The organism is Meiothermus cerbereus, from assembly GCF_051297115.1.
GTDB classification, from domain to species: Bacteria; Deinococcota; Deinococci; order Deinococcales; family Thermaceae; genus Meiothermus; species Meiothermus cerbereus_A.
Window position 1 is genome coordinate 67,040 of record NZ_JBEVAL010000002.1, and the last position, 18,946, is coordinate 85,985.

Consider the following 18,946-nt stretch of genomic DNA (forward strand, 5'->3'; position numbering starts at 1 on the left):
GAACATGATGCGAGCCAATACCGCTTCAGAGCTATCTGCTAAAGGTTCCAACCCTGGCGCAATTGTATCGGTGCAGGGGGTCTCGATGGTCTTTCAGAACGGAACGGTGGCGCTCAAAGACGCCAACCTCGAGATTTCCCCGGGCGAGTTCATCAGCCTGATTGGGCCGTCGGGTTGCGGCAAGACCACCTTGTTGCGCTTGCTGGCCGACCTGATAAAGCCTTCTGCGGGCACCATCCGCATCGGGGGCAAAACTCCCGAGGAAGCGCGGAAAAGCCGGGCCTACGGCTATGTTTTTCAAGCCCCCACCCTGATGGAGTGGCGCACGGTGCTGGCCAACGTGATGCTGCCCCTGGAGGTGATGAACTTTCCGCCGCCTGAGCGCAAGGCCAGGGCCGAACAGATGCTCTCGCTGGTGGGGCTGGAGAAGTTCGCCCGGCACTACCCCTGGCAGCTTTCGGGCGGGATGCAACAGCGGGTCTCCATCGCGCGGGCCCTGGCCTTCGACCCCCAGCTTTTGTTCATGGATGAGCCTTTTGGGGCCCTGGACGAGATTACCCGCGAGAACCTGAACTTAGAACTTCTGCGGCTGTGGCGCGAGACGGGCAAAACCGTCATCTTTGTGACCCACTCCATCCCCGAGGCGGTGTTTCTGTCCACCCGGATTGTGGTCATGACCCCCCGCCCCGGAAAAATCGAGACCGTCATACCGGTAGACCTGCCCCAGCCCCGCACCTTCGAGACCCGCGAGACCACCCGCTTTTTCGAGCTGGCCACCGAGGTGCGCGAAGCCCTGCGTAAAGGCCACGGCTACGAGGTGACCGAGTGACGCGCCTCTCGCCCAACCTGGTGCCGATGCTGGTGGTGGCGCTGGTGGTGGTGGCGCTGTACTGGCCCATCATGTACCTTGCCAACATCCCAGCGGCCCAGCGGGCGCTGGACACCGGGGCAGCCCTGCCCTGCAAGACCGCTTTCGAGTGTGCGACCCAGCTCAGAAGCCCGGTGCTGCCTTCTCCCCAGCAGCTTTGGAACGGTTTTGCCAACCTGATGTTTCCCCTCAACTCGCCCAACGCCATACCCATCAACGCCGCCGTGACCGCCTTCGAGACGGTGGTGGGTTTGCTGCTGGCGACGCTGGTGGGCTTCTTTTTTGCCATCGGGATGGTGGTCTCGAGGGCCTTCGAGCGGGCTTTGCTGCCCTGGATTGTGGCCTCGCAAACCGTGCCCATCATCGCCATTGCGCCCATGCTGGTGGTCTTGCTGGGGCAGTACGGGGTGCAGGGCTGGCTACCCAAGGCCATCATTGCAGCCTACATTGCTTTTTTCCCCATCACCATCGGGGTAGCCAAAGGGCTCAAAAGCCCCGACCCCCTGGCCCTCGACCTGATGAAAACCTATAACGCTAACAACTGGCAGACCTACCTCAAGCTGCGCTTTCCGGCCTCGGTGCCCTATTTGTTTACCGCCTTCAAAGTAGCCATGACGGCGGCTTTGATCGGGGCCATTGTGGCCGAAATCTCCACCATCAGCTTTCAGGGCATTGGCAAGATGCTGGCGGAGAACTCGAGGGCCTCGGACGTGGTGGCGATGTGGGTGATTATGCTCTCTTCGGCGGTGCTGGGCATTTTGCTGGTGGCTTTGGTGAACTGGCTCGAGCGCCTGCTCACGCCCTGGCGACGCTCGAGCCAGGTGGTGGCTGTGCCCACAAAAGAGGCCCGCCTGGCTGCGCGGGAGGAGGTGCGTTCGTGAGCCTGTTATACGGGCCTATTGCCAGATACGGGTCGGGGTGGCTATTGCTGGGGCTTGGGTTTGGGCTATTGCTCTGGTTCATCGCGGCCTGGTGGGACATGTCCGAACCGGCTTCCAGTGCCCAGAAGCTCCTGATTGGGTTGGGCTTCTTGCTGGTGGTGTGGGGCATTGCCAGGGTGGCCCAGCAGTTTGTGAACATCACCAACCCTATTATTGGCTTTACGCCAGCCGCCCTCACGCTCCTCGCGGTGGTGGTGGCTGCCGAGGCCCTGTTGCGGGCCTATCAGGTTCCTACGGGCTTGATTCCTACCCCCAGCCGGGTGCTCATGACCCTGTTGGATGTGCGGGACGTGCTTTTGCGAGACGCTTACCAGACCGTGGTGCTGGAGGCCATGGTGGGCTACCTGATCGGTTGCAGCCTGGGCCTGCTCACGGCTTTGCTGGTGAGCCGCTACGTATTCCTCGAGCGCGGCCTTTTGCCCTATGCCACGGTCTTTAGCAGCATCCCGATTGTGGCCCTGGCCCCGGTGCTGGTCAAGATGATTGGAATCGACTGGCCCTCCAAGGCCGTCATCGTAGCCATTACGGTGTTTTTCCCCATGGTGGTGAATGCCTTTCGGGGTCTGACCGAGGTCAATCCGCTTTCGCTCGACCTGATGCGCTCGTATGCTGCTGGCGAAGCACAGCAGTACCGCTGGCTTCGACTGCCCAACGCACTGCCTTTTATATTCAACGCCCTCAAGCTGGGTACAACCCTGGCCATGATTGGGGCCATTGTGGGCGAGTTCTTTGGGGCCAATGGGCAGGGCCTGGGTTTTCGAATCCAGATCGAAGCGGGGCGTTTCGGTTTCGACATCGTGTGGTCGGCCATTATTGTGGCCTCGATTATCGGCATCGCCTGGTACAGCCTGGTGGCCTGGCTCGAGCGGAGGTTGACGGGGTGGCACGTATCGTACCGCTGACGACCCTTACGCCAGGCTCGCACCTTCGGTCACCCCGCTTCGCGGCGAAACCGGCATCTCGAGCGGCAAAGGAGGCTTGGGTGGCGCATAACTTGCAGGCAGCTAGTGGCCGATGGGAAAAAGCAACGCGGCCACGAAACATGCGTTATTAGCTGGTTGGGAGGTGAGGAAAGAAATTGCTTGACAAGAGGGTTATAGGTTGAAGTAGGCTACCATCTAAAGTCGTTCTGGCACAAAAAGGAGGGCAAGGATGAAGAAGTGGTCGGTCTTTTGGGTACTGGCAGTCTTCGTGCTGGCGTCGCTTGCAAGCGCACAGCAAAACCTGGTCAAGGTGAACCTGCAGCTGAAGTGGTTTCCTCAGGCGCAGTTTGCTGGTTTCTTTGTGGCTAAAGAGCGGGGCTTTTTCCGGGCTCAGGGCCTCGACGTTAACCTGCTGCCTGCGGGTGACCAATCGCCCATTCAGGTGGTGCAGTCTGGTGCAGCCGACTTCGGCACCACCTGGATTGCCGACCTGCTAACTGCCCGTGAGCGCGGTATTCCGGTGGTGCACCTGGCCCAGATTTTCCAGCGTTCAGGCTTTACCCTGGTTGCGCTGAAGTCCACCGGCATCAAGGACCTTTGCAAAGACCTCAAAGGAAAGAGCGTAGGGGTCTGGCCCTCCGGTAACGAGTACCCCGCAGTGGCCCTGTTCCGCAAATGCGGCCTGACCAGCTCGCTGGACCCGCGGGTTACCAACCCCGATGTAACTGCGGTGAGCTACCCCTTCGACCCCGCCCTGGTTTTCCCCGACAAAGTGCAGCTGGTCTCGGCCATGATCTACAACGAAGTCAACCAGATCGCCGGGCTGGGCTACGACGAGACCAAGGTAGATGTCTTCAAGCTGGCCGACCTGGGCATCAACCTGCTGGAAGACCTGATTTTTACCACCGAGCGGGTGCTGAACGACCGCAACTTTAAAGGCTCGGGCCTCACCGGTCGCCAGGTAGCAGCCCGCCTGATTCGGGCCTCCATTCAGGGCTGGAACTGGGCGGTAGCCAACCAGGCCGAGACAGTAGAGAAGTACGTGCTGCCGGTATGTGGCAACACCTGCAAGGGCTCCGGCACCCGTGCGGATGCTAAAGGCCACCAGACCTGGCAGATGACCGAAATCGCCAAGCTCTACAACGCTGGGGCCACCACCAAAGGCTGGGCTGGCTTCCTGGTGCCCGCCGATTATCAGGCTTCGGTGCGGCTCTTGCGCGAGCAGGGTATTCTGACCAAAGACCCCCCGGCGGCCACGGTGGACTATGGCCCCTGGGAAGCCGCTACCGGCAAGCGCGCTCGAGACTGGAAATAACCTGCACTAAAGCGTGAAGGCAATCTGCGCTAGGGGGCGGCCAATGTGTCGCCCCCTATTTCACACCAGGTGGTCGAAACAGACTGCTTTTTGGAGGGAACCATGCTTAACCCCAAACGAACCGTGGCCGAGCTCAAGGAACTGCGCGAACTAACCGCCGATGAAAACGGAGCCTGGCGGGTGGCCTGGAGCGATACCTGGCTCAAAGCGCGCGAATGGTTTAACAGCAAGCTGGCAGACCTGCCTGTGGAACAGCACTACGACGCCGCGGGCAACAACTGGGTTACGCTACAAGGCCAAAGCGAGAAGGCCCTCTTGATTGGGGGCCACCTGGACTCGGTGCCGGGCGGAGGCTGGCTGGACGGCTGTCTGAATGTGCTGGCGGGCCTCGAGGTTCTGCGCCGGATTGCCCAGGAATACCAGGGAAAGCCCCCGGTAACGGTGCGGTTGGTAGACTGGGCCGACGAGGAGGGGGCCCGTTTTGGCCGCAGCCTGCTGGGCTCCTCGGCCTTCTCGGGAACCCTGGAGCCCGGGCTGGAAAAAGACCGTACCGATAAGGACGGGACTCGCCTGGAAGATGCCCTGCGGCGCTGTGGGGTGGAAATCTCTCGGATGCTCGAGGCCCAGCTCGAACAGAAAAATGCTGCGGCCTACCTCGAGCTCCACATCGAGCAGGGCCCGGTGCTCCTGGACATGGGCCTGCCTTTGGGGGTGGTGCTGGGTACGTTTGGGGTGGAGCGCCACGCCATCACCTTCCGTGGTCAGGCTGCCCACTCTGGTTCGACCCCCATGCACAAACGCAAGGATGCCTTTCTGGCCGCGGCCAGGATGGCCCCCGAAATCTACAACATCACCGACCGCAATGGCGGGGTCTCGACCATCGGGAGTTGCGTAACCAGGCCGGGTATCGTAACCAGTGTGGTGGCCGAGTGCACCATCACCCTCGACCAGCGCCACCTCGATGCCGAGGCTTTGGCCCGGCTTAAGTTTGAAGCAGAAAAGGCCAGCCAGCGTTTCGCCCGCGAAGGTGGGCTGCCCGCGCCGGACTGGCAGACCATCTGGCGCATCGAGCCCATTTTGTTCCACCCCGAGCTGATCGAGTTTTGCGATCAGGCCATCCGCGAGGTGGCCGGGGTCTCGCACCGCCTGCCCTCAGGGCCGCTGCACGACGCCGCCGAGGTGGCCAGGGCTGGTATTCCTACGGTCATGCTGTTTGTGCAAAGCCTGCACGGCATTAGCCACAACAAAATCGAAGACACCAAAGAAGAGCACCTCGAGCTGTCGGTGCAGGCCCTGGATCGGCTGGCCGATAAAACCATGCGTTGGATTCTGAGTCGGTAGCGGCCCGGGCCAGGTTTGAGCCGATGAGCCTTCCTACCCTTCGTCAAATCCTGGGGCTCCCCGCTTTCAAAGGGGCCGAACTGCTTTCGGGTCAGGCCAGGCTCGATGGGCAGATTACCTGGGTACACGTGGCGGAGGTGCTGGACGCTGCCAGGTTGCTCTCGGGGGGCGAGCTTTTGCTTTCCACGGGCCTCGAGCTGGCCCGCACCACACCCGAGGCCCGCGTGGCCTACGTGCGTTCGCTGGCCGAGGCCGGGGTGGGTGGGCTGGGGCTCGAGCTGGTGCAGTGGCTAAAAGAAGTACCCCCCGAGATGCTCCAGACCGCCCGGATGCTGCAGTTTCCCATTCTGGTTTTTCGCAGCGAGGTGCGCTTTGCCGAGCTGACCCGGGCTGCCCACGAGCGAATCCTGCGCCCCGCTGTCAGGGAGGATGAGCCCCTGCTGGAATCGCTCCTGGATGCCCTTATCGAGGCCGGGCTTGGCCAGCGTTTTTTAGAACGCCAGCTCGGGACGCTGTTGCGCCTGCCCAGCCGCCCCAAAAGCACCTTACTGGCTACCCTCGAGGCCCTGCTTCTGGCGCAGTTCAACATTGCCAAAGCAGCCCGCAAGTTGGGTGTGCGCAGGCAAAGCATTTACTACCGCCTCGAGCAGCTCCGGGGCATGCTGGGCGAGCTTGAAAGCCCGGAAAAGCGGTTTGGGCTCTGGCTTGCGCTGGAGCTTCTTAAGCGGCAGGGCTAAATTTCTTGCCACCGAAACAAAGCCGCCTTGGAGGCTTCTTTGGGCATTCCGCTGGGGCTGGCCTGGCATTCAGCCCATGGTCATGGCCCTGGATACCATATCGACCAGCGCCAGAGCCACAAAATAGAACAGGGAGGAAATGCCAAAAACCTCAACGGCACTCCAGTGGGTGCGCCCGAACATCCTTTCGCCAATGTAGAGCGTAGGGTAAGCATAAAGCAGCACGAATGTGGCGAGCCTGCCTCCAAGGGACTGCTGAAATTTGTGGTTGACCACCTCGTTGATGAACTGTTGCTCGTGCTCGCTCAGCTCGTTGTAGCTGCGCCCCCCAAGCTCGGACTCGAGCAAGCGGCGGTGCATCTGCTTCATGGCGCGGTGGGCGAAGAAAGCCACTCCACTCAAGGCAAAAGTGATCAGCAGCGGCGCAATTAAAGTGCTCATTGCCCTGGAGTATAGGGCCCTTCCCGAGCGAACCCAGTGATAATCGAACCACCCACGACACCATTGAAGACCGCGCTGTTGTAACTGTCGTGATGGCCGACTGTTTTCGAACCCGCTTTTGTTGCATGCTGATATATGGAGAAACATATGCCGCTTTTAATCTGCCCCAACTGCGAAACAGGTATGAACGAGATACAGCGCAACGGTGTGCACATAGATGTTTGCCCCAGGTGCCGGGGGGTCTGGCTCGACGGCGGAGAGCTGGAAAAGCTTTTGGGCCAGGTACGGCAGTACGAGCAGGAATACGAGGCCGAGCTTGATAGCTACCGCCGACAGTACGCGCCACCACCCCAACCGCGTAGCCCCTACGACACCGATGAAGACGAGGCCTACAAGCGTCGCGGAAAGAAAAAAAGCAAGCTGTCTAAACTCTTCGACTTGTTCGATTGAACTCCCAAGACCTTGCGCTCTGGGCCGAGCCCGCTTCAACAGAAGCAAAAGCGTGGCAGTAGGCCGTATAATCGCCGCGTAAGAAAAGAAGAAAGGAGCAGTATGGATCGAGTCCAACGCCTTCGCACCGTGATTGCCGCCGCGCAAAAACACCCTGTCTACGCGCAAAAACTCAGCGCGGTGGACGCTTCTGGCGTAACCCTAGAGCAGCTTGCCAGCTTACCCCTTACCACCCGGCAGGAGTGGCTGGCCTACATCCAGGCGAACCCCAGGCCGCCCCAGGGTGCTGCCCTGATGCACCTGACCCCCAGCCCGGCCATTGGCTGGATGCCCGAGTACCTCTCGGCGGACGACGTGCAGTACCAGGCGGAGGCCCTGGCGGCCCAGATGCGCCGCCTGGGGGTGGCCGGGAAGAAAGCCCTGGTGGCTTTTGGCTACCACATTTTTGCGGGTGGTTGGTTGTTCCACGAGGCCCTGCAGCGGGCCGGCGCCATGGTGCTGCCGCATGGCCCGGGCGAGGCCGAGCGCATCGTTCAGCTACAGCAGCAGTATGGATTCGAGATCCTGGTCTGTAACCCCAGCTTTGCGATGAAGATTGCCCAGGCGGGAGGCCGCTTCGAGCTACTGATGGCGGGTGGCGAGCCCTTTACTTCGGTGCCGGGTTACCGCGAGAGGCTCGAGCAGGCCATAGGGGGCATTGCTGTAGACGCCTACGGCACTTCCGAGCTGGGTGTGGTGGCAGGGGAGGGCCTGGAAAAGAATGGGATGTGGGAAATTCCCGAGATGGCCATCATCGAGGTGCTTGACCCCGAGACGCTTCAGCCTACCCCGGAAGGTGAAAAAGGGGAGATGGTGGTGACCTCTTTGTCGCGTACCCTGATGCCCATGGTTCGCTTCCGCACTGGCGACCTGGCGGTGGTATCCCGCAAAGAGGACAGGCTGTGCCTGCCCAGAGGGGTGATCGGGCGCACCGATTTGATGGTCAAGGTCAAGGGGGTCAAACTCTACCCCACCGAACTCGCGCCCATGCTCATGGCCTTTGGTATAGACCCCAGGGGCGGTGCCCAGCTGGTGGTCGAAACCAAGGAGGGTGGAACCGACAAGCTAACCTTGCGCATCAAGGCCGAGGCCGTCCCGCCCCAGCTTGGCCCGGCCCTGCAACAGGCCACCGGCATCCGCCTCGACGATATCCAGGCCGACCCCACCCTGGAAGGGCCGCCCCTGGTGGATAAGCGGTACTAGAGCGCTTTTGCAATTATTGAGCCGCTTACAACTCGATTGCTGAGTCCTGCACAGCACAGTTGCCTCCCGGACGGGAGGCAACGCCTGTGAAGAGTGCGGTAGCACCAGAGTGTGTCCATTCAAACCGACCGGCAGGCGTGAACTTCATGGTACCAGGCCATTTGGGCCTTTTCGGCTTGCTGGACGGCTCTGAGCGTTTAAGTGTCTCCATAAGCGAAATGCGAGATGCCGTACCGAAAGTTCGCTTTAGGAATCGCGCCAGGTATGCATTGACTCATTCCGCTGGTTTTGCCAATCTGCCCTGGCGCAACTTATATGGTGTCGCTCGAGCGGTCGGTCAAAATTTTTGCTAATACTGCCCCCACCAGCAAAATCCACATGGTCAGGTAAAACCCGGCCAGGGCCAGCAGAAAGCCGGCGATGGGGCCATAGACCAGCTCGTACTGGGTACGGGGCAAGAGCAGGGGCAGGCCCAGCCGGACGCCCTCCCAGGCCAAAGCGGCCAGGGTAGCGGCGGCAAGCGCGGCCAGAACCCGCGGGGTGGGCACGGGAAGCAGCATATAGGTCAGGAAAAAAAGCAGCATTGCCCCCAGCACGGGCACAACAACTTCCACCCCGTTTCGCAAAAAGCTCAGCTCAGCCGGCAGGTAGCGCAGCAGAAAGCCCAGGGCCAGCCCGAATAGGGCCAGTAGAATCAGGGCCAGCCCCAGCAGCAAGGGGGCCAGCAGGCCCGCAATGCGCCCGCGCATGACCGCCAGCAGGGCCAGGCCCCGCTGAAACCGCCGCCGCAGGCCTGGTTCGGCTAAAGGGGTGGCCTGGGGCCAGTCGGTTGCTGGCTGGGGCGGTGGCGAAGCCCTGCCAAAGATGAGGCTCAGGGCATAGGCCAGCGCGGCAAAGAAATTGCTACTGGCCCACAGCAACACCAGCAGGCTGGCCAGCGTGAGGGGGAAGGCCCCTCGAGTCAGAAAGTTCACCACCGTCTGGGCCAGGTCGGGCTGGGTGGGGAAGAGTAGCACCACCAGCTCGATGAGCCGCAGCAGCACCGCGTGGCGCAGGTCTTGGTTGCCCGAGAGCACCAGCCCAAAGACGCCGGCCAGCAGAATCAGCAGGGGCATCAGGCTAAAGAGGGCATAGTAGGCCAGGGCCGCCGAGAAAAAGGGGATGTGGGCGCGCGTATATAGCTGGTAGACCTGCGCGATGATGGGCTGCATGGGCGTGGGGGTAGAGCCGGATGGCAGGGTAATGCGAAAAATTTAGACCCTGGCGCTGCAATCTTTACTCGCGCACCTGCCCCTGGCCCAGGGCCACGAACTTGGTGGTGGTGAGCTCCTTCACCCCCATGGGGCCATAGGCGTGCAGCTTGCTGGTAGAGATGCCAATCTCGGCCCCCAGCCCCAGCTGGAAGCCGTCGTTGAAGCGGGGCGAGGCGTTCACCAGCACCAGCGAGGCGTCCACCTCGCGCAAAAAGCGCATGGCGTGGGCGTGGTGCTGGGTGCAGATGGCCTCGGTGTGCCGCGAGCCATAGCGGGCGATGTGCTCCAGGGCTTCCTCGAGCGAGTCCACCACCTTCACGGTCAGAATCAGGTCGAGGTACTCGGTCTGCCAGTCCTGGGCGGTGGCCGGCTTGGCAGAAATAAGGGCACAGGTGCGCTCGTCGCCGCGCAACTCCACCCCAGCTTGTTGCATGGCCTGGGCCAGCCGGGGCAAAAACACCGGGGCGATGGCCTGGTGTACCAGCACCTTCTCCAGGCTGTTGCAGGTGCTGGGGCGCTGGATTTTGCCGTTCAGGGCAATTTGCACCGCCATCTCCAGGTCGGCGCTTTGGTCCACGAAGAGGTGATTGACCCCCTCGGCGTGGGCCAGCACCGGCATGCGGGCTTCGCGCTGCACCAGCTCGATCAGCTCCTTGCCGCCCCTGGGAATGATCAGGTCCAGGAGGCCCCCCAGGTGGCACATCTCCAGGATGGCGCTGCGGTCGGTGGTGGGCACCAGCTGGATGGCCTCTTTGGGCAGGCCGGCCTCGAGCAGGGCTTCCTGCAACAGCCCCACCAGGGCGTTGTTGGAGTGCCAGGCCTCCTTGCCCCCCCGCAGCAGAATGGCGTTTCCGGCCTTGAGGCTAAGGGCGCTGGCCTCCACGGTGGCGTTGGGGCGCGACTCGTAAATAAAGCCGATCACCCCCAGCGGAACGCGCATTCGCCCCACCTGCAAGCCGTTGGGGCGAATCTGCAAGCCTTCAATCTCGCCTATGGGGTCGGGCATCTCGGCCACCTGCCGCAACCCCGCCAAAAGGTCGTGCAGCACTTTTTCGTTCAGGCGCAGGCGGTCGAGCTTGGCCGCCGAGAGGCCCGCGGCCTGGGCGGCTTCCAGATCCTGGCGGTTGGCGGCATAAAGTGCTTCTTGCTCTGTCTCGAGCTTCGCCGCCATTGCCAGCAGCGCGGTGTTCTTGGCTTTGGGCGAGGCCGACGATAAGGCCCTCGAGGCGGCCCTGGCGGCCAGGGCGTAGGTCTTGAGTTCGGGGGTGGCGGTCATGACACCAAAATATCACTCGAGCTCCGAGTCCAGAGCGAAGTGGTCGCGGTGGATGACCTCGTCGGTGTTTTTGTAACCCAGAATCGTCTCGATATTTTTGGTTTTCTGGCCCTTGATGCGGGATAGCTCGGGGGAACTGTAGTTGACCAGGCCCACCCCTATGAGCTGGCCCTCTTCGTCCAGACAGCGCACCGCCTCGCCCACGCCGAACTGCCCGCGCACCTCGAGGATACCCGCCGGCAAAAGGGAGGCCCCGCCCTGGCGCAAAGCCTGGGCTGCCCCGGCATCCACCACCACCTCCCCCTGGGGTTTGGGAAGCTGGTACAGCCAGAGCTTTCGACCGCTGTAGCGGCGGCTGCCCCCGGCAAAAAGCGTGCCGACCGGCTCGCCGCGCAGGGCCTGGCTAATGCTCTGGGGCCTATTGCCAGGTAGCAGCAAGGTGGGAATTCCGGCAGCCTGGGCTTTTTCTGCCGCCAGCAGCTTGCTTTTCATCCCGCCGGTGCCCACCCGATTGGGGCTCTCGCCCGCCATACGCAGCACCGCAGCGTCCACCCGTTCCACATAGGGAATGGGCCTGGCTTTAGGGTGGGTGCGGGGGTCGGCCTCAAAGAGGGCCTCGATGTCGGAGAGCAAGATGAGCAGGTCGGCCCCCACCAGCGAGGCAATCAGGGCCGAGAGCTGGTCGTTGTCGCCAAACTTGATTTCCTCCACCATCACCGTGTCGTTTTCGTTGATGATGGGGACAATACCCCACTCCAAAAGCGTCTCCAGGGTCTGCCGGGCGTTCAGGTAGCGGTGGCGGTGGGCCAGGTCTTCGGCAGTGAGCAAGACCTGAGCTACCTTCAGCCCGTACCAGCTAAAAGCCTGCTCCCACAGATGCATCAGCGTGGGTTGGCCTACCGCGGCAAGGGCCTGTTTGCCGGGCATGGTTTTGGGACGCTCCTTGAAACCCAGCTTGCTCAGGCCTGTAGCTACTGCACCAGAAGAAACCAGCACCACTTCGCGGCCTTCTGCCCGAAGAGCAGCTATTTGTGCGGCTATCTCGAGCTGTTGTTGACGTCCTTTTGCATCGCTCAGTACAGCACTGCCCACTTTTACCACCAAACGGTGGTAGTTTTGGGCGTTCATTGGTTTTCGCTCTGTCATGGTTTTTTAATCCTCACTCGAGCTCTCACCCGAGTGCAACATATCCCCAGAAGCGCCCGCTACTTCTGGCCCATGGTTTCAATCCTCACTCGAGCTCTCACCCGAGTGCAACGCGCTGGCTGGGCGAAGGGAAGTGAAGGGGTTCACAGTTTCAATCCTCACTCGAGCTCTCACCCGAGTGCAACGGCCACCAGGCGGCAGAGTTCCTCGCCCTGCTCGCGGTTTCAATCCTCACTCGAGCTCTCACCCGAGTGCAACGGGCTATTGGGCCGCTCCAGGTAAAGCCGGTAGTGTTGTTTCAATCCTCACTCGAGCTCTCACCCGAGTGCAACGTTTAGAAGTTGTGAAAAATTTGCTTGTATTGTCAAGTTTCAATCCTCACTCGAGCTCTCACCCGAGTGCAACAAATCGTATCCCCTGGCCCGAGTGGGTAGGGTGGGGTTTCAATCCTCACTCGAGCTCTCACCCGAGTGCAACCGGTGGCCCCCAACTTCCCCCAGGCGCTCAACCTCAAGTTTCAATCCTCACTCGAGCTCTCACCCGAGTGCAACAGCCGTTGAACGCGGTAGCTGCGGCATCGTCCAGTTTCAATCCTCACTCGAGCTCTCACCCGAGTGCAACAGGCTGGGGCTTGCGGCCTTGTAGTGCACCCAGGCCCCGTTTCAATCCTCACTCGAGCTCTCACCCGAGTGCAACGTTCAGGAAGGTTAGCAGCGGGTACATGGTCAGGTTTCAATCCTCACTCGAGCTCTCACCCGAGTGCAACGCAGGGCACGGTGGAGGGGCTGGAGGCCTCCCTCGTTTCAATCCTCACTCGAGCTCTCACCCGAGTGCAACGGCCTCATTCTAGCGTGCGTGCTGGACGGGGTTCAAGGGGGAGTTTGCGCGAACCCCCCCAAAAGTGCTTCCGACGCAGGGTGGCGCAGGGTGGGGCAAATGTGGGTTTTCAATGTCCCCTAGCCGATTTCTCGGCTTGCGCGAACCCCCCTGGGTTTTGGCACTTGCTTGGGGTTCGCGCAGATTCTTAGGGCATAGAGTACACCACCCTGCCCAAACTGTGCGTGCTTTTGCCGAACTGTTGGAGGTGTTGGGGCTGAGTTGGTGGAGGTGAAGGTTTTACCCTACCAGCCGCTCGAGCTCGTCCACCATGCTTGCAAGCACCGCAAAGCCCCGCTCCACTGGTTCGGGGCTGTTCATATCAATCCCGGCCAGTTTTAGCGCGTCCAGTGGGTAGACCGAGTCGCCGGCCTTGAGGAAGTCCAGGTAGCGCTTGGCGGCGGGCTCGCCCTGCTCGAGCACATCCCTGGCCAATGCGTTGGCGGCGGCGATGCCGGTGGCGTACTGGTATACGTAAAAAGGGCTGTACAGGTGCGAGAAGTTCATCCAGCCTGCCCCCAGCCGTTCTTTGTCCAACTCCACCTCGCCGCCGTAGCCCTCGGCGAAGAGCTCGGCCAGCCGCTCGATCAGGTAGGGGGCGGTCAGGGCGCCGCCTTTTTCGATGCGCTGGTAGAGCTCGAGCTCAAAGCGGGCCAGGGTGGGCATCACAAACAGGTAGCGGTGGAAGTTGCTGAAGGCTTCCTCTAGCACCGCCAGCTTGTACTCCGGGGTCTGGGCCTCGCGCAGCAGCATGGCCCGTACCAGGGCCTGGTTGAAGTTCGAGGCCACCTCGGCGATAAACAGGCTGTAGCGGGCGTAGATGATGGGCTGGGTCTGGCGGGTGAAGTAGCTGTGCATGGAGTGGCCCAGCTCGTGGGCCAGGGTGCTCAGCGAGAAGATGTCGTTCGACCAGCTCATAAAAATATAGGGGAAGGTGCCCTTGAGGCCCGAGGAGAAGGCCCCGGCCCGCTTGCCCTGGTTCTGGCCCCAGTCTACCCAGCGCTCCTCGAACAGGCCCCGCCGCATGGGTTCCACATACTCCCGCCCCAGGGGGGCCATCCCCCGGCAGATGGTCTCGGCGGCCTCCCAGAAGGTGATGGGTGGGCTTTGCACCAGGGGCGCGGGGGCATCGTAGATGGGCACGTCGTGGCTATGAAGCCTGCCACCCAGGGCCTTTTTGCGTATGCGCCAGAAGCGGTGCCAGGTGGGCAGGTGGGCCTGGAAGGTGGCAATCAGGTTGTCGTAGACGGCCTGGGGAATGTTATCGCCGCAGGTGCGACTTCCTGCCAGGGCCATTTCCAGGCTGTTTTTGTAGCCCCTGGTGCGAGCCTGAAAAGCAAAGCTCTTGATGCTGCCCTGCAGGGTGTGGGTCAGGGTGTTCTTGAAAGCCAGGTGCCCGTCGGCATACGACTCCCAGGCGGCTTTGCGCACCTCAGGGCTGGGGTGTACCAAGAGCTCGCCGATGGTGCTGTGCGAGACGGGTAGGGTCTGGCCCTGGTGCTCAACCGGCCTGAACTGCATGTCGGCGTTGGTGGCCGCGTTGGCGGTGGCCGCATGCGCCCCCAGGGGGTCAGAAGCCGCGGCCAGTACCGTCTCTACCTCACCGCTCTGTATGTGGGGTTTGCGGATTTGCAGGGCTTCGAAGTAGTGCCGATACACTGCCAGCTCGGGCAGGGCCTCTAGGAAGCGCTCGAGGGTCTCTTTCGGTAGGCTGAGTAGCTCGGGCTCGAGGTAGGCCCCCGCCGCAGCCAGCTGGGTAACCACCGCCCGGGCCTCCCCCACCATGCGGGTAAAGTTGGGGTTGGTGCCCTCGGTGGCGAGCTGTAGCGAGGCGTACTGAAGCACCTTCATGGCCTCGAGCATCCGGGTTTCGTAGGTTTGTAGGGCCTGCAAGAGCACCTGGGGCGACTCGCCCAGCCGTCCGGCAAATGGCCTGACCTCTTCCACCCTTTGGGCAGCCTCTTCCAGGGCCGCCCGCCACAGGGCTTCCGAGGCAAACAGGGCCTCGAGGTTCCAGGTTTGTTCCTTGGGCAATTCGGTGCGTTTGGGTAGGGTACTCATCCCAGCCATTCTAACTGACCCGCTGGTCAGTTGGCCAGGAACTCGCCAAACCAGCGCCCGGAGTCCTTCAAGATGCGCTTCTGGGTGGGGTAGTCCACGTACACCAGCCCAAAGCGGGGCCGGTACCCCTCGGCCCACTCGAAGTTGTCCAGCAGGCTCCAGTAAAAGTACCCCTCTACCCTCACGCCCTCTTGCCGGGCCCTCAGCACCTGGGCCAGGTGGTCTTGAATGTACTTCAAGCGTTGGGGGTCGCTGACCCGCTCGCCCTGGGGGGTGTCGGGGAAGGCGGCCCCGTTCTCGGTGATGATGATGCGCTTTACCCCTTTGTAGGCACCAAACTGCTTGAGCAGCAGGTAGATGTTTTCTGGCCAGACCTCCCAGCCCATCTCGGTCAGCTCGCCCCCCCGCTCGGCATGGGGGATCTCGCGGGCAAACGTGCCCAGGGCCAGGGGATCGAAGCGCACCATCTGGCGAAAGTAGGTTTGCAGCCCGATGAAGTCGAAATCGAAGGCCAGCTTTTCCATATCGCCGGGGCGGATGTAGCGCTTTAAGGCCAGCAGGAAGGGCGCTGCTTTCCAGGGGTAGCCCAGCCCCAGGGCAGGTTCGATGAAGAGCCGGTTCACCACCGCATCGTAGCTGGCTGCTGCAGCGCGGCTGAGCCAGGTGGGGCCGGCGGGCTGTATGTAGGAGGCCGAGAAGGTGGTGCCAATCTGGGCATCCTTTACACTGGCCCGCAAAATGCGCCCCCCTTCGGCCTGGGCCATAGCGGCGTGGTGGACGGCGGGCAGGAAGTTGGCAAAGCCCTTGCGGCCCGGGGCATGGAGGCCTTGCATATAACCCAGTGCGGTAAAGATGGTCGGCTCGTTGAGCACCATCCAGTGCTTGACCTTGTCGCCAAAGGCACGGGCGCACACCCCCACATACTCGCTGAACCAGCCCACCACATCCCGGTTGGTCCAGCCGCCTTGGTCTTCCAGAACCTGCGGCAAGTCCCAGTGGTAAAGGGTAATCCAGGGCTCTAGACCCAGTTCCAGCGTCCGGTCAATCACCCGGTGGTAAAAGTCCAGCCCTTTGGGATTAACCGGCCCTGTTCCACCCGGCAGAATGCGCGGCCAGGCCAGCGAAAAGCGGTTGACTTTCATGTTCATCTGGCGGATAAAGGCGATGTCGTCGTGGTAGCGGTGGTAGAAGTCACAGGCCACATCGCCGTTCTCGCCGGTTTTGATCTTGCCGGGGGTATGCGAGAAGGTGTCCCAGATGGAAGGGCTGCGCCCGTCCTCGTTCACCGCGCCCTCAATCTGATAGGCCGAGGTAGCCACCCCCCAGGAAAAGCCGGGGCCAAAGTCGTTTTTGCTAAAGGCTGTCACGCTTTCAATCTACCCGATCATGCCGGTTTCGCAGCGATGTTCAATAAACGCTTCAATGGGCGCATCTCTGCCCAGTACATCTCTTTTGGTCGGTTCAGGTGAACCTACCCGGTAAAACCCTTATTTGGGATGCCTGCGTCGGGGGTTGCTGTCAGTGGGATGGCCTGGGCAGGGCATGGGTTTGTGCGGCTACAAGGGCACAACTTCCACACTGGCGCCGTTGGGGTCGCTCAAGCGCTGGGCGGGGCGGCCCCTTAGGGCCAGCTGGTAGCCCAGCAAGCCGGTGGCATGGGGGGGTGCTGTACGACCTCGAGCCCACAGGTTTATGCCGATGTGGTGGTGGTAGCCATCGGCGGCCAGGAAGCGGGCTCCTGGATAATCCCCCTGCATAAGCTCCATGCCAAGACCCTCGAAGAAGGCCTGGGCTTCGTCCAGGTCGCGCACGTGAAGGTGCAGATGCCCCAGGGTGGTCTGGGGGTCGAGGCCTTCGCTGCCCTCGGCTTCAGCCAAAAGGGCCTCCAGGTCGAGCGGCTTGGTAACCATGGCCAGCCGCTCGCCCCTAAAGGGCCAGTCTGCTCTGGGCCGGTCGCGGTAGAACTCGAGCCCGTTTCCCTCGGGGTCGGCCAGGTAAAGGGCCTCTGAGACCCCGTGGTCGGAGGCCCCCTGAAAGTGGGGATAGCGGGCCTCTACCAGCCGCCAGAAGACTTTTGCTAGGGCGGCCCGACTGGGTAACAACAGGGCAAAGTGGTACAGCCCCAGGGTGGGTTGGGGGCGCAGGGGGGCGGTGGGTTGGTGCTGCAAGGTGAGGGTGAAGTGACGGCCTGGAAGGGCCAGGTCGGTCTCTTGCTGCTGGCTGCGGATTACCTCGAGGCCCAGCAAATCGCGGTAAAAGGCCAGTTGGCGCTCGAGGTTCTGTACCCGCAGGGTCAGTCCGGTGAGTGCCAGGGTAGGGCTTGGGTTCTGCGACATGACTTTATGATATCCAAAGCGCTATAATACGTAAAGTGTATGGCGATCCATGAGAGATGGCGGCTGGGGTCTAATGCGGCTCTATGCCCCCCTACAAACCTGGCTCGGGCAGGTTATCCTGGGCTTAATGTTGAAGCTCGGCATAGACTTTGGGCTTTCCAATACCGATGTGGTGCTGGTTGAAGACGGCAGCATTGTGGCCAAGCAGATGCTCAAGACCGGGCCCGCCCGTGCGGAAGCCCTGGCTGCCGTGGTGCAAAGCCTGGGTGTGAGGCTGGCCGAACTGGGGGCTATTGCCAGTACGGGCGGCTTGTCCCGCTTGCTGCCCGAAGCCTTCGAGGGGATACCCGTCCAGAAAATCGGCGAGGCCCAGGCGGTGGGACGCGGTGCGCTGGCCCTCACCGGGCTGCGGGAGGCGTTGGTGGTCTCGGCAGGAACCGGCACGGCCATGATTGCGGCCCGAGAAACCGAAGCCCAGCACTTTACGGGTTCGGCGGTGGGGGGCGGAACCCTGCTTGGCTTATCCAGGCTGTTGCTGGGTACGGCCGATCCCCTCGAGGTGGCCCGCCTGGCTGCCCAAGGCAACCCCAGCGGTGTGGACTCCACGCTGGTGGATGTGATCGGAGGGGGGATAGGGCACCTTCCGCCCGACGCCACCGCCGTCAACCTGGGCCGGTTGGTAGAAGCGACCAGCCCCAGCCGGGAGGATCTGGCAGCGGGCCTGGTTACGCTGGTGGGACAGGTAATCGCCATGATTGCCATCAACGCGGTGCGGGCTGCAGGGTTATCCCAGATTGTGATTGTGGGGCACCTGCCCGACCTAAAGCCCATTCGCCAGGCCTTCGAGCGGGTCTGGTATTTTTACCAGATCGAGCCCAGGCCCCTTATTGCCCCTATGTCTGGCTGGGCTACGGCCTATGGGGCGGCGCTTTGCGCTGAGGGACGTTTGACATAAATAGTCTGTCGTAAACTGAAATCATGAAACCTCCCGAGGGCTTTTGGGCCCACCTGGAAGACGACAACAATTACGACAACCTCAAGCTGGTTTTGTCGGATGGGGTCGGGGAGGAAGTGCTGTGGCTTTCGGCGCTCGAGCTGGCCGGGGGCCTGGCCCACCTGGAAGAAGACGAGCTGCTTGACCCCAACGAGTCGGCCTGGTCGCACGAGGCCGTGGAGGTGCCCGAAACACTGGTCTCCCCCTACGGCCTGACCCAACGCCACCCCCGGCTCGAGGGGGCCTACCGCGCAGCCCAGGTAGAGCTTTACAACCCCCTGGGTCTTCTGCTCTTGCGCCGGGTGGTAGAGGACGGCGGCGATCTGCTGGAAATCACCACCCCCAACGGCTCGGTCTACACCTTCGACTACAACCAGATCCGGGCCTACCTGCGCCCCTTGTTGCCCCACTGAAGTAGGCCGAGGTTGTCCTGGTCGGCCCGTACAATCCCCACTCTGCCAACTTCCGATAGATAATCTTTATTGGCAACGTTTTGCTTCGTTCATTCCCTCACCCCGCCCCTCTCCCAGGGGCCTTTGGGCAACAAAAAAACTTGCTATCTATTCGAATTCGGTATAAAAAGGCGCGTCCGAGGGTTCCTTCCCTTGCTTCTAGGGTCAACTACAAGAAAAATCAGTATGAAAAGAACCGACCGATAGCCATTATCGGTCGGTTTGTGTGCTATGAGCCCACATTCCGCACCCCTCAACCTTGACTTTAGGATTTTGGGGTGGAAACCAATGCTG

General features: G+C 61.7%; 17 protein-coding genes and 1 CRISPR repeat array. Of the genes, 10 read left to right on the forward strand and 7 right to left on the reverse strand.

Annotation, left to right across the window (positions count from 1 at the left end; all coding sequences use genetic code 11):
- Window positions 1-4: 4 nt before the first annotated feature.
- The 6 genes from ABWU19_RS00985 (at window position 5) to ABWU19_RS01010 (ending at window position 6,125) form a co-directional block, all read left to right on the forward strand.
- A complete protein-coding gene (locus tag ABWU19_RS00985; RefSeq protein WP_435899933.1) occupies window positions 5-829 on the forward strand; it encodes an ABC transporter ATP-binding protein in 825 nt (274 codons plus the stop codon).
- Window positions 826-1,749, forward strand: coding sequence for an ABC transporter permease (locus tag ABWU19_RS00990; protein WP_435899934.1), 924 nt, complete (start codon window positions 826-828; stop codon window positions 1,747-1,749). The genes ABWU19_RS00985 and ABWU19_RS00990 overlap by 4 nt, the downstream gene beginning before the upstream one ends.
- Window positions 1,746-2,711 (forward strand): ABC transporter permease, encoded by a 966-nt coding sequence (locus ABWU19_RS00995; RefSeq protein ID WP_435899935.1) that lies wholly within the window; start codon window positions 1,746-1,748, stop codon window positions 2,709-2,711. The genes ABWU19_RS00990 and ABWU19_RS00995 overlap by 4 nt, the downstream gene beginning before the upstream one ends.
- 250 nt (window positions 2,712-2,961) lie before the next feature.
- Window positions 2,962-4,047 carry an ABC transporter substrate-binding protein gene (locus ABWU19_RS01000; protein WP_435899936.1) on the forward strand — a complete coding sequence of 362 codons (1,086 nt, stop codon included), beginning with the start codon at window positions 2,962-2,964 and terminating at the stop codon, window positions 4,045-4,047.
- A 102-nt stretch (window positions 4,048-4,149) separates the two neighbouring features.
- A complete protein-coding gene (locus ABWU19_RS01005) occupies window positions 4,150-5,388 on the forward strand; it encodes a Zn-dependent hydrolase (RefSeq protein ID WP_435899937.1) in 1,239 nt (412 codons plus the stop codon).
- Window positions 5,389-5,411: 23 nt separating this feature from the next.
- The gene (locus ABWU19_RS01010; protein WP_435899938.1) at window positions 5,412-6,125 is read left to right on the forward strand and encodes a PucR family transcriptional regulator; all 714 of its coding nucleotides are present in this window, start codon (window positions 5,412-5,414) and stop codon (window positions 6,123-6,125) included.
- 69 nt (window positions 6,126-6,194) lie between these two features.
- Here ABWU19_RS01010 and ABWU19_RS01015 read toward each other — a convergent pair whose 3' ends face one another.
- Entirely contained in the window at window positions 6,195-6,566 is a 372-nt protein-coding gene (locus tag ABWU19_RS01015; RefSeq protein ID WP_435899939.1) for a hypothetical protein, read from the reverse strand.
- A 147-nt stretch (window positions 6,567-6,713) separates the two neighbouring features.
- On the opposite strand from ABWU19_RS01015, the gene ABWU19_RS01020 reads away from it, so the two are divergent.
- On the forward strand, window positions 6,714-7,016 hold the full coding sequence (locus tag ABWU19_RS01020; protein ID WP_435899940.1) for a zf-TFIIB domain-containing protein: 303 nt from the start codon (window positions 6,714-6,716) through the stop codon (window positions 7,014-7,016).
- Window positions 7,017-7,118: 102 nt separating this feature from the next.
- Window positions 7,119-8,258, forward strand: coding sequence for a phenylacetate--CoA ligase family protein (locus ABWU19_RS01025; protein WP_435899941.1), 1,140 nt, complete (start codon window positions 7,119-7,121; stop codon window positions 8,256-8,258).
- A 311-nt stretch (window positions 8,259-8,569) separates the two neighbouring features.
- Here ABWU19_RS01025 and ABWU19_RS01030 read toward each other — a convergent pair whose 3' ends face one another.
- The 6 genes from ABWU19_RS01030 to ABWU19_RS01055 all read right to left on the reverse strand — a co-directional run bounded on the left by ABWU19_RS01030 (window position 8,570) and on the right by ABWU19_RS01055 (window position 17,206).
- Window positions 8,570-9,469 (reverse strand): YhjD/YihY/BrkB family envelope integrity protein, encoded by a 900-nt coding sequence (locus tag ABWU19_RS01030; RefSeq protein WP_435899942.1) that lies wholly within the window; start codon window positions 9,467-9,469, stop codon window positions 8,570-8,572.
- Between the two features lie 64 nt (window positions 9,470-9,533).
- Window positions 9,534-10,787 (reverse strand): glutamate-5-semialdehyde dehydrogenase, encoded by a 1,254-nt coding sequence (locus ABWU19_RS01035; protein WP_435899943.1) that lies wholly within the window; start codon window positions 10,785-10,787, stop codon window positions 9,534-9,536.
- A 12-nt stretch (window positions 10,788-10,799) separates the two neighbouring features.
- Entirely contained in the window at window positions 10,800-11,915 is a 1,116-nt protein-coding gene (gene proB / locus ABWU19_RS01040) for a glutamate 5-kinase (RefSeq protein ID WP_435899952.1), read from the reverse strand.
- A gap of 21 nt (window positions 11,916-11,936) precedes the next feature.
- A CRISPR array of direct repeats spans window positions 11,937-12,770; the repeat unit is 37 nt; unit sequence GTTTCAATCCTCACTCGAGCTCTCACCCGAGTGCAAC.
- A 279-nt stretch (window positions 12,771-13,049) separates the two neighbouring features.
- On the reverse strand, window positions 13,050-14,870 hold the full coding sequence (pepF, locus tag ABWU19_RS01045; protein WP_435899944.1) for an oligoendopeptidase F: 1,821 nt from the start codon (window positions 14,868-14,870) through the stop codon (window positions 13,050-13,052).
- A 26-nt stretch (window positions 14,871-14,896) separates the two neighbouring features.
- Window positions 14,897-16,237, reverse strand: coding sequence for a GH1 family beta-glucosidase (locus ABWU19_RS01050; protein ID WP_435899945.1), 1,341 nt, complete (start codon window positions 16,235-16,237; stop codon window positions 14,897-14,899).
- A gap of 189 nt (window positions 16,238-16,426) precedes the next feature.
- Window positions 16,427-17,206, reverse strand: coding sequence for a VOC family protein (locus tag ABWU19_RS01055; protein ID WP_435899946.1), 780 nt, complete (start codon window positions 17,204-17,206; stop codon window positions 16,427-16,429).
- 127 nt (window positions 17,207-17,333) lie between these two features.
- On the opposite strand from ABWU19_RS01055, the gene ABWU19_RS01060 reads away from it, so the two are divergent.
- Together ABWU19_RS01060 and ABWU19_RS01065 are read left to right on the forward strand one after the other, a co-directional pair.
- On the forward strand, window positions 17,334-18,161 hold the full coding sequence (locus ABWU19_RS01060; RefSeq protein ID WP_435899947.1) for a Fumble domain-containing protein: 828 nt from the start codon (window positions 17,334-17,336) through the stop codon (window positions 18,159-18,161).
- A gap of 23 nt (window positions 18,162-18,184) precedes the next feature.
- Complete coding sequence (locus ABWU19_RS01065) at window positions 18,185-18,613, forward strand: RHS repeat domain-containing protein (RefSeq protein ID WP_435899948.1); 429 nt, start codon at window positions 18,185-18,187, stop codon at window positions 18,611-18,613.
- Window positions 18,614-18,946 lie beyond the last annotated feature (333 nt).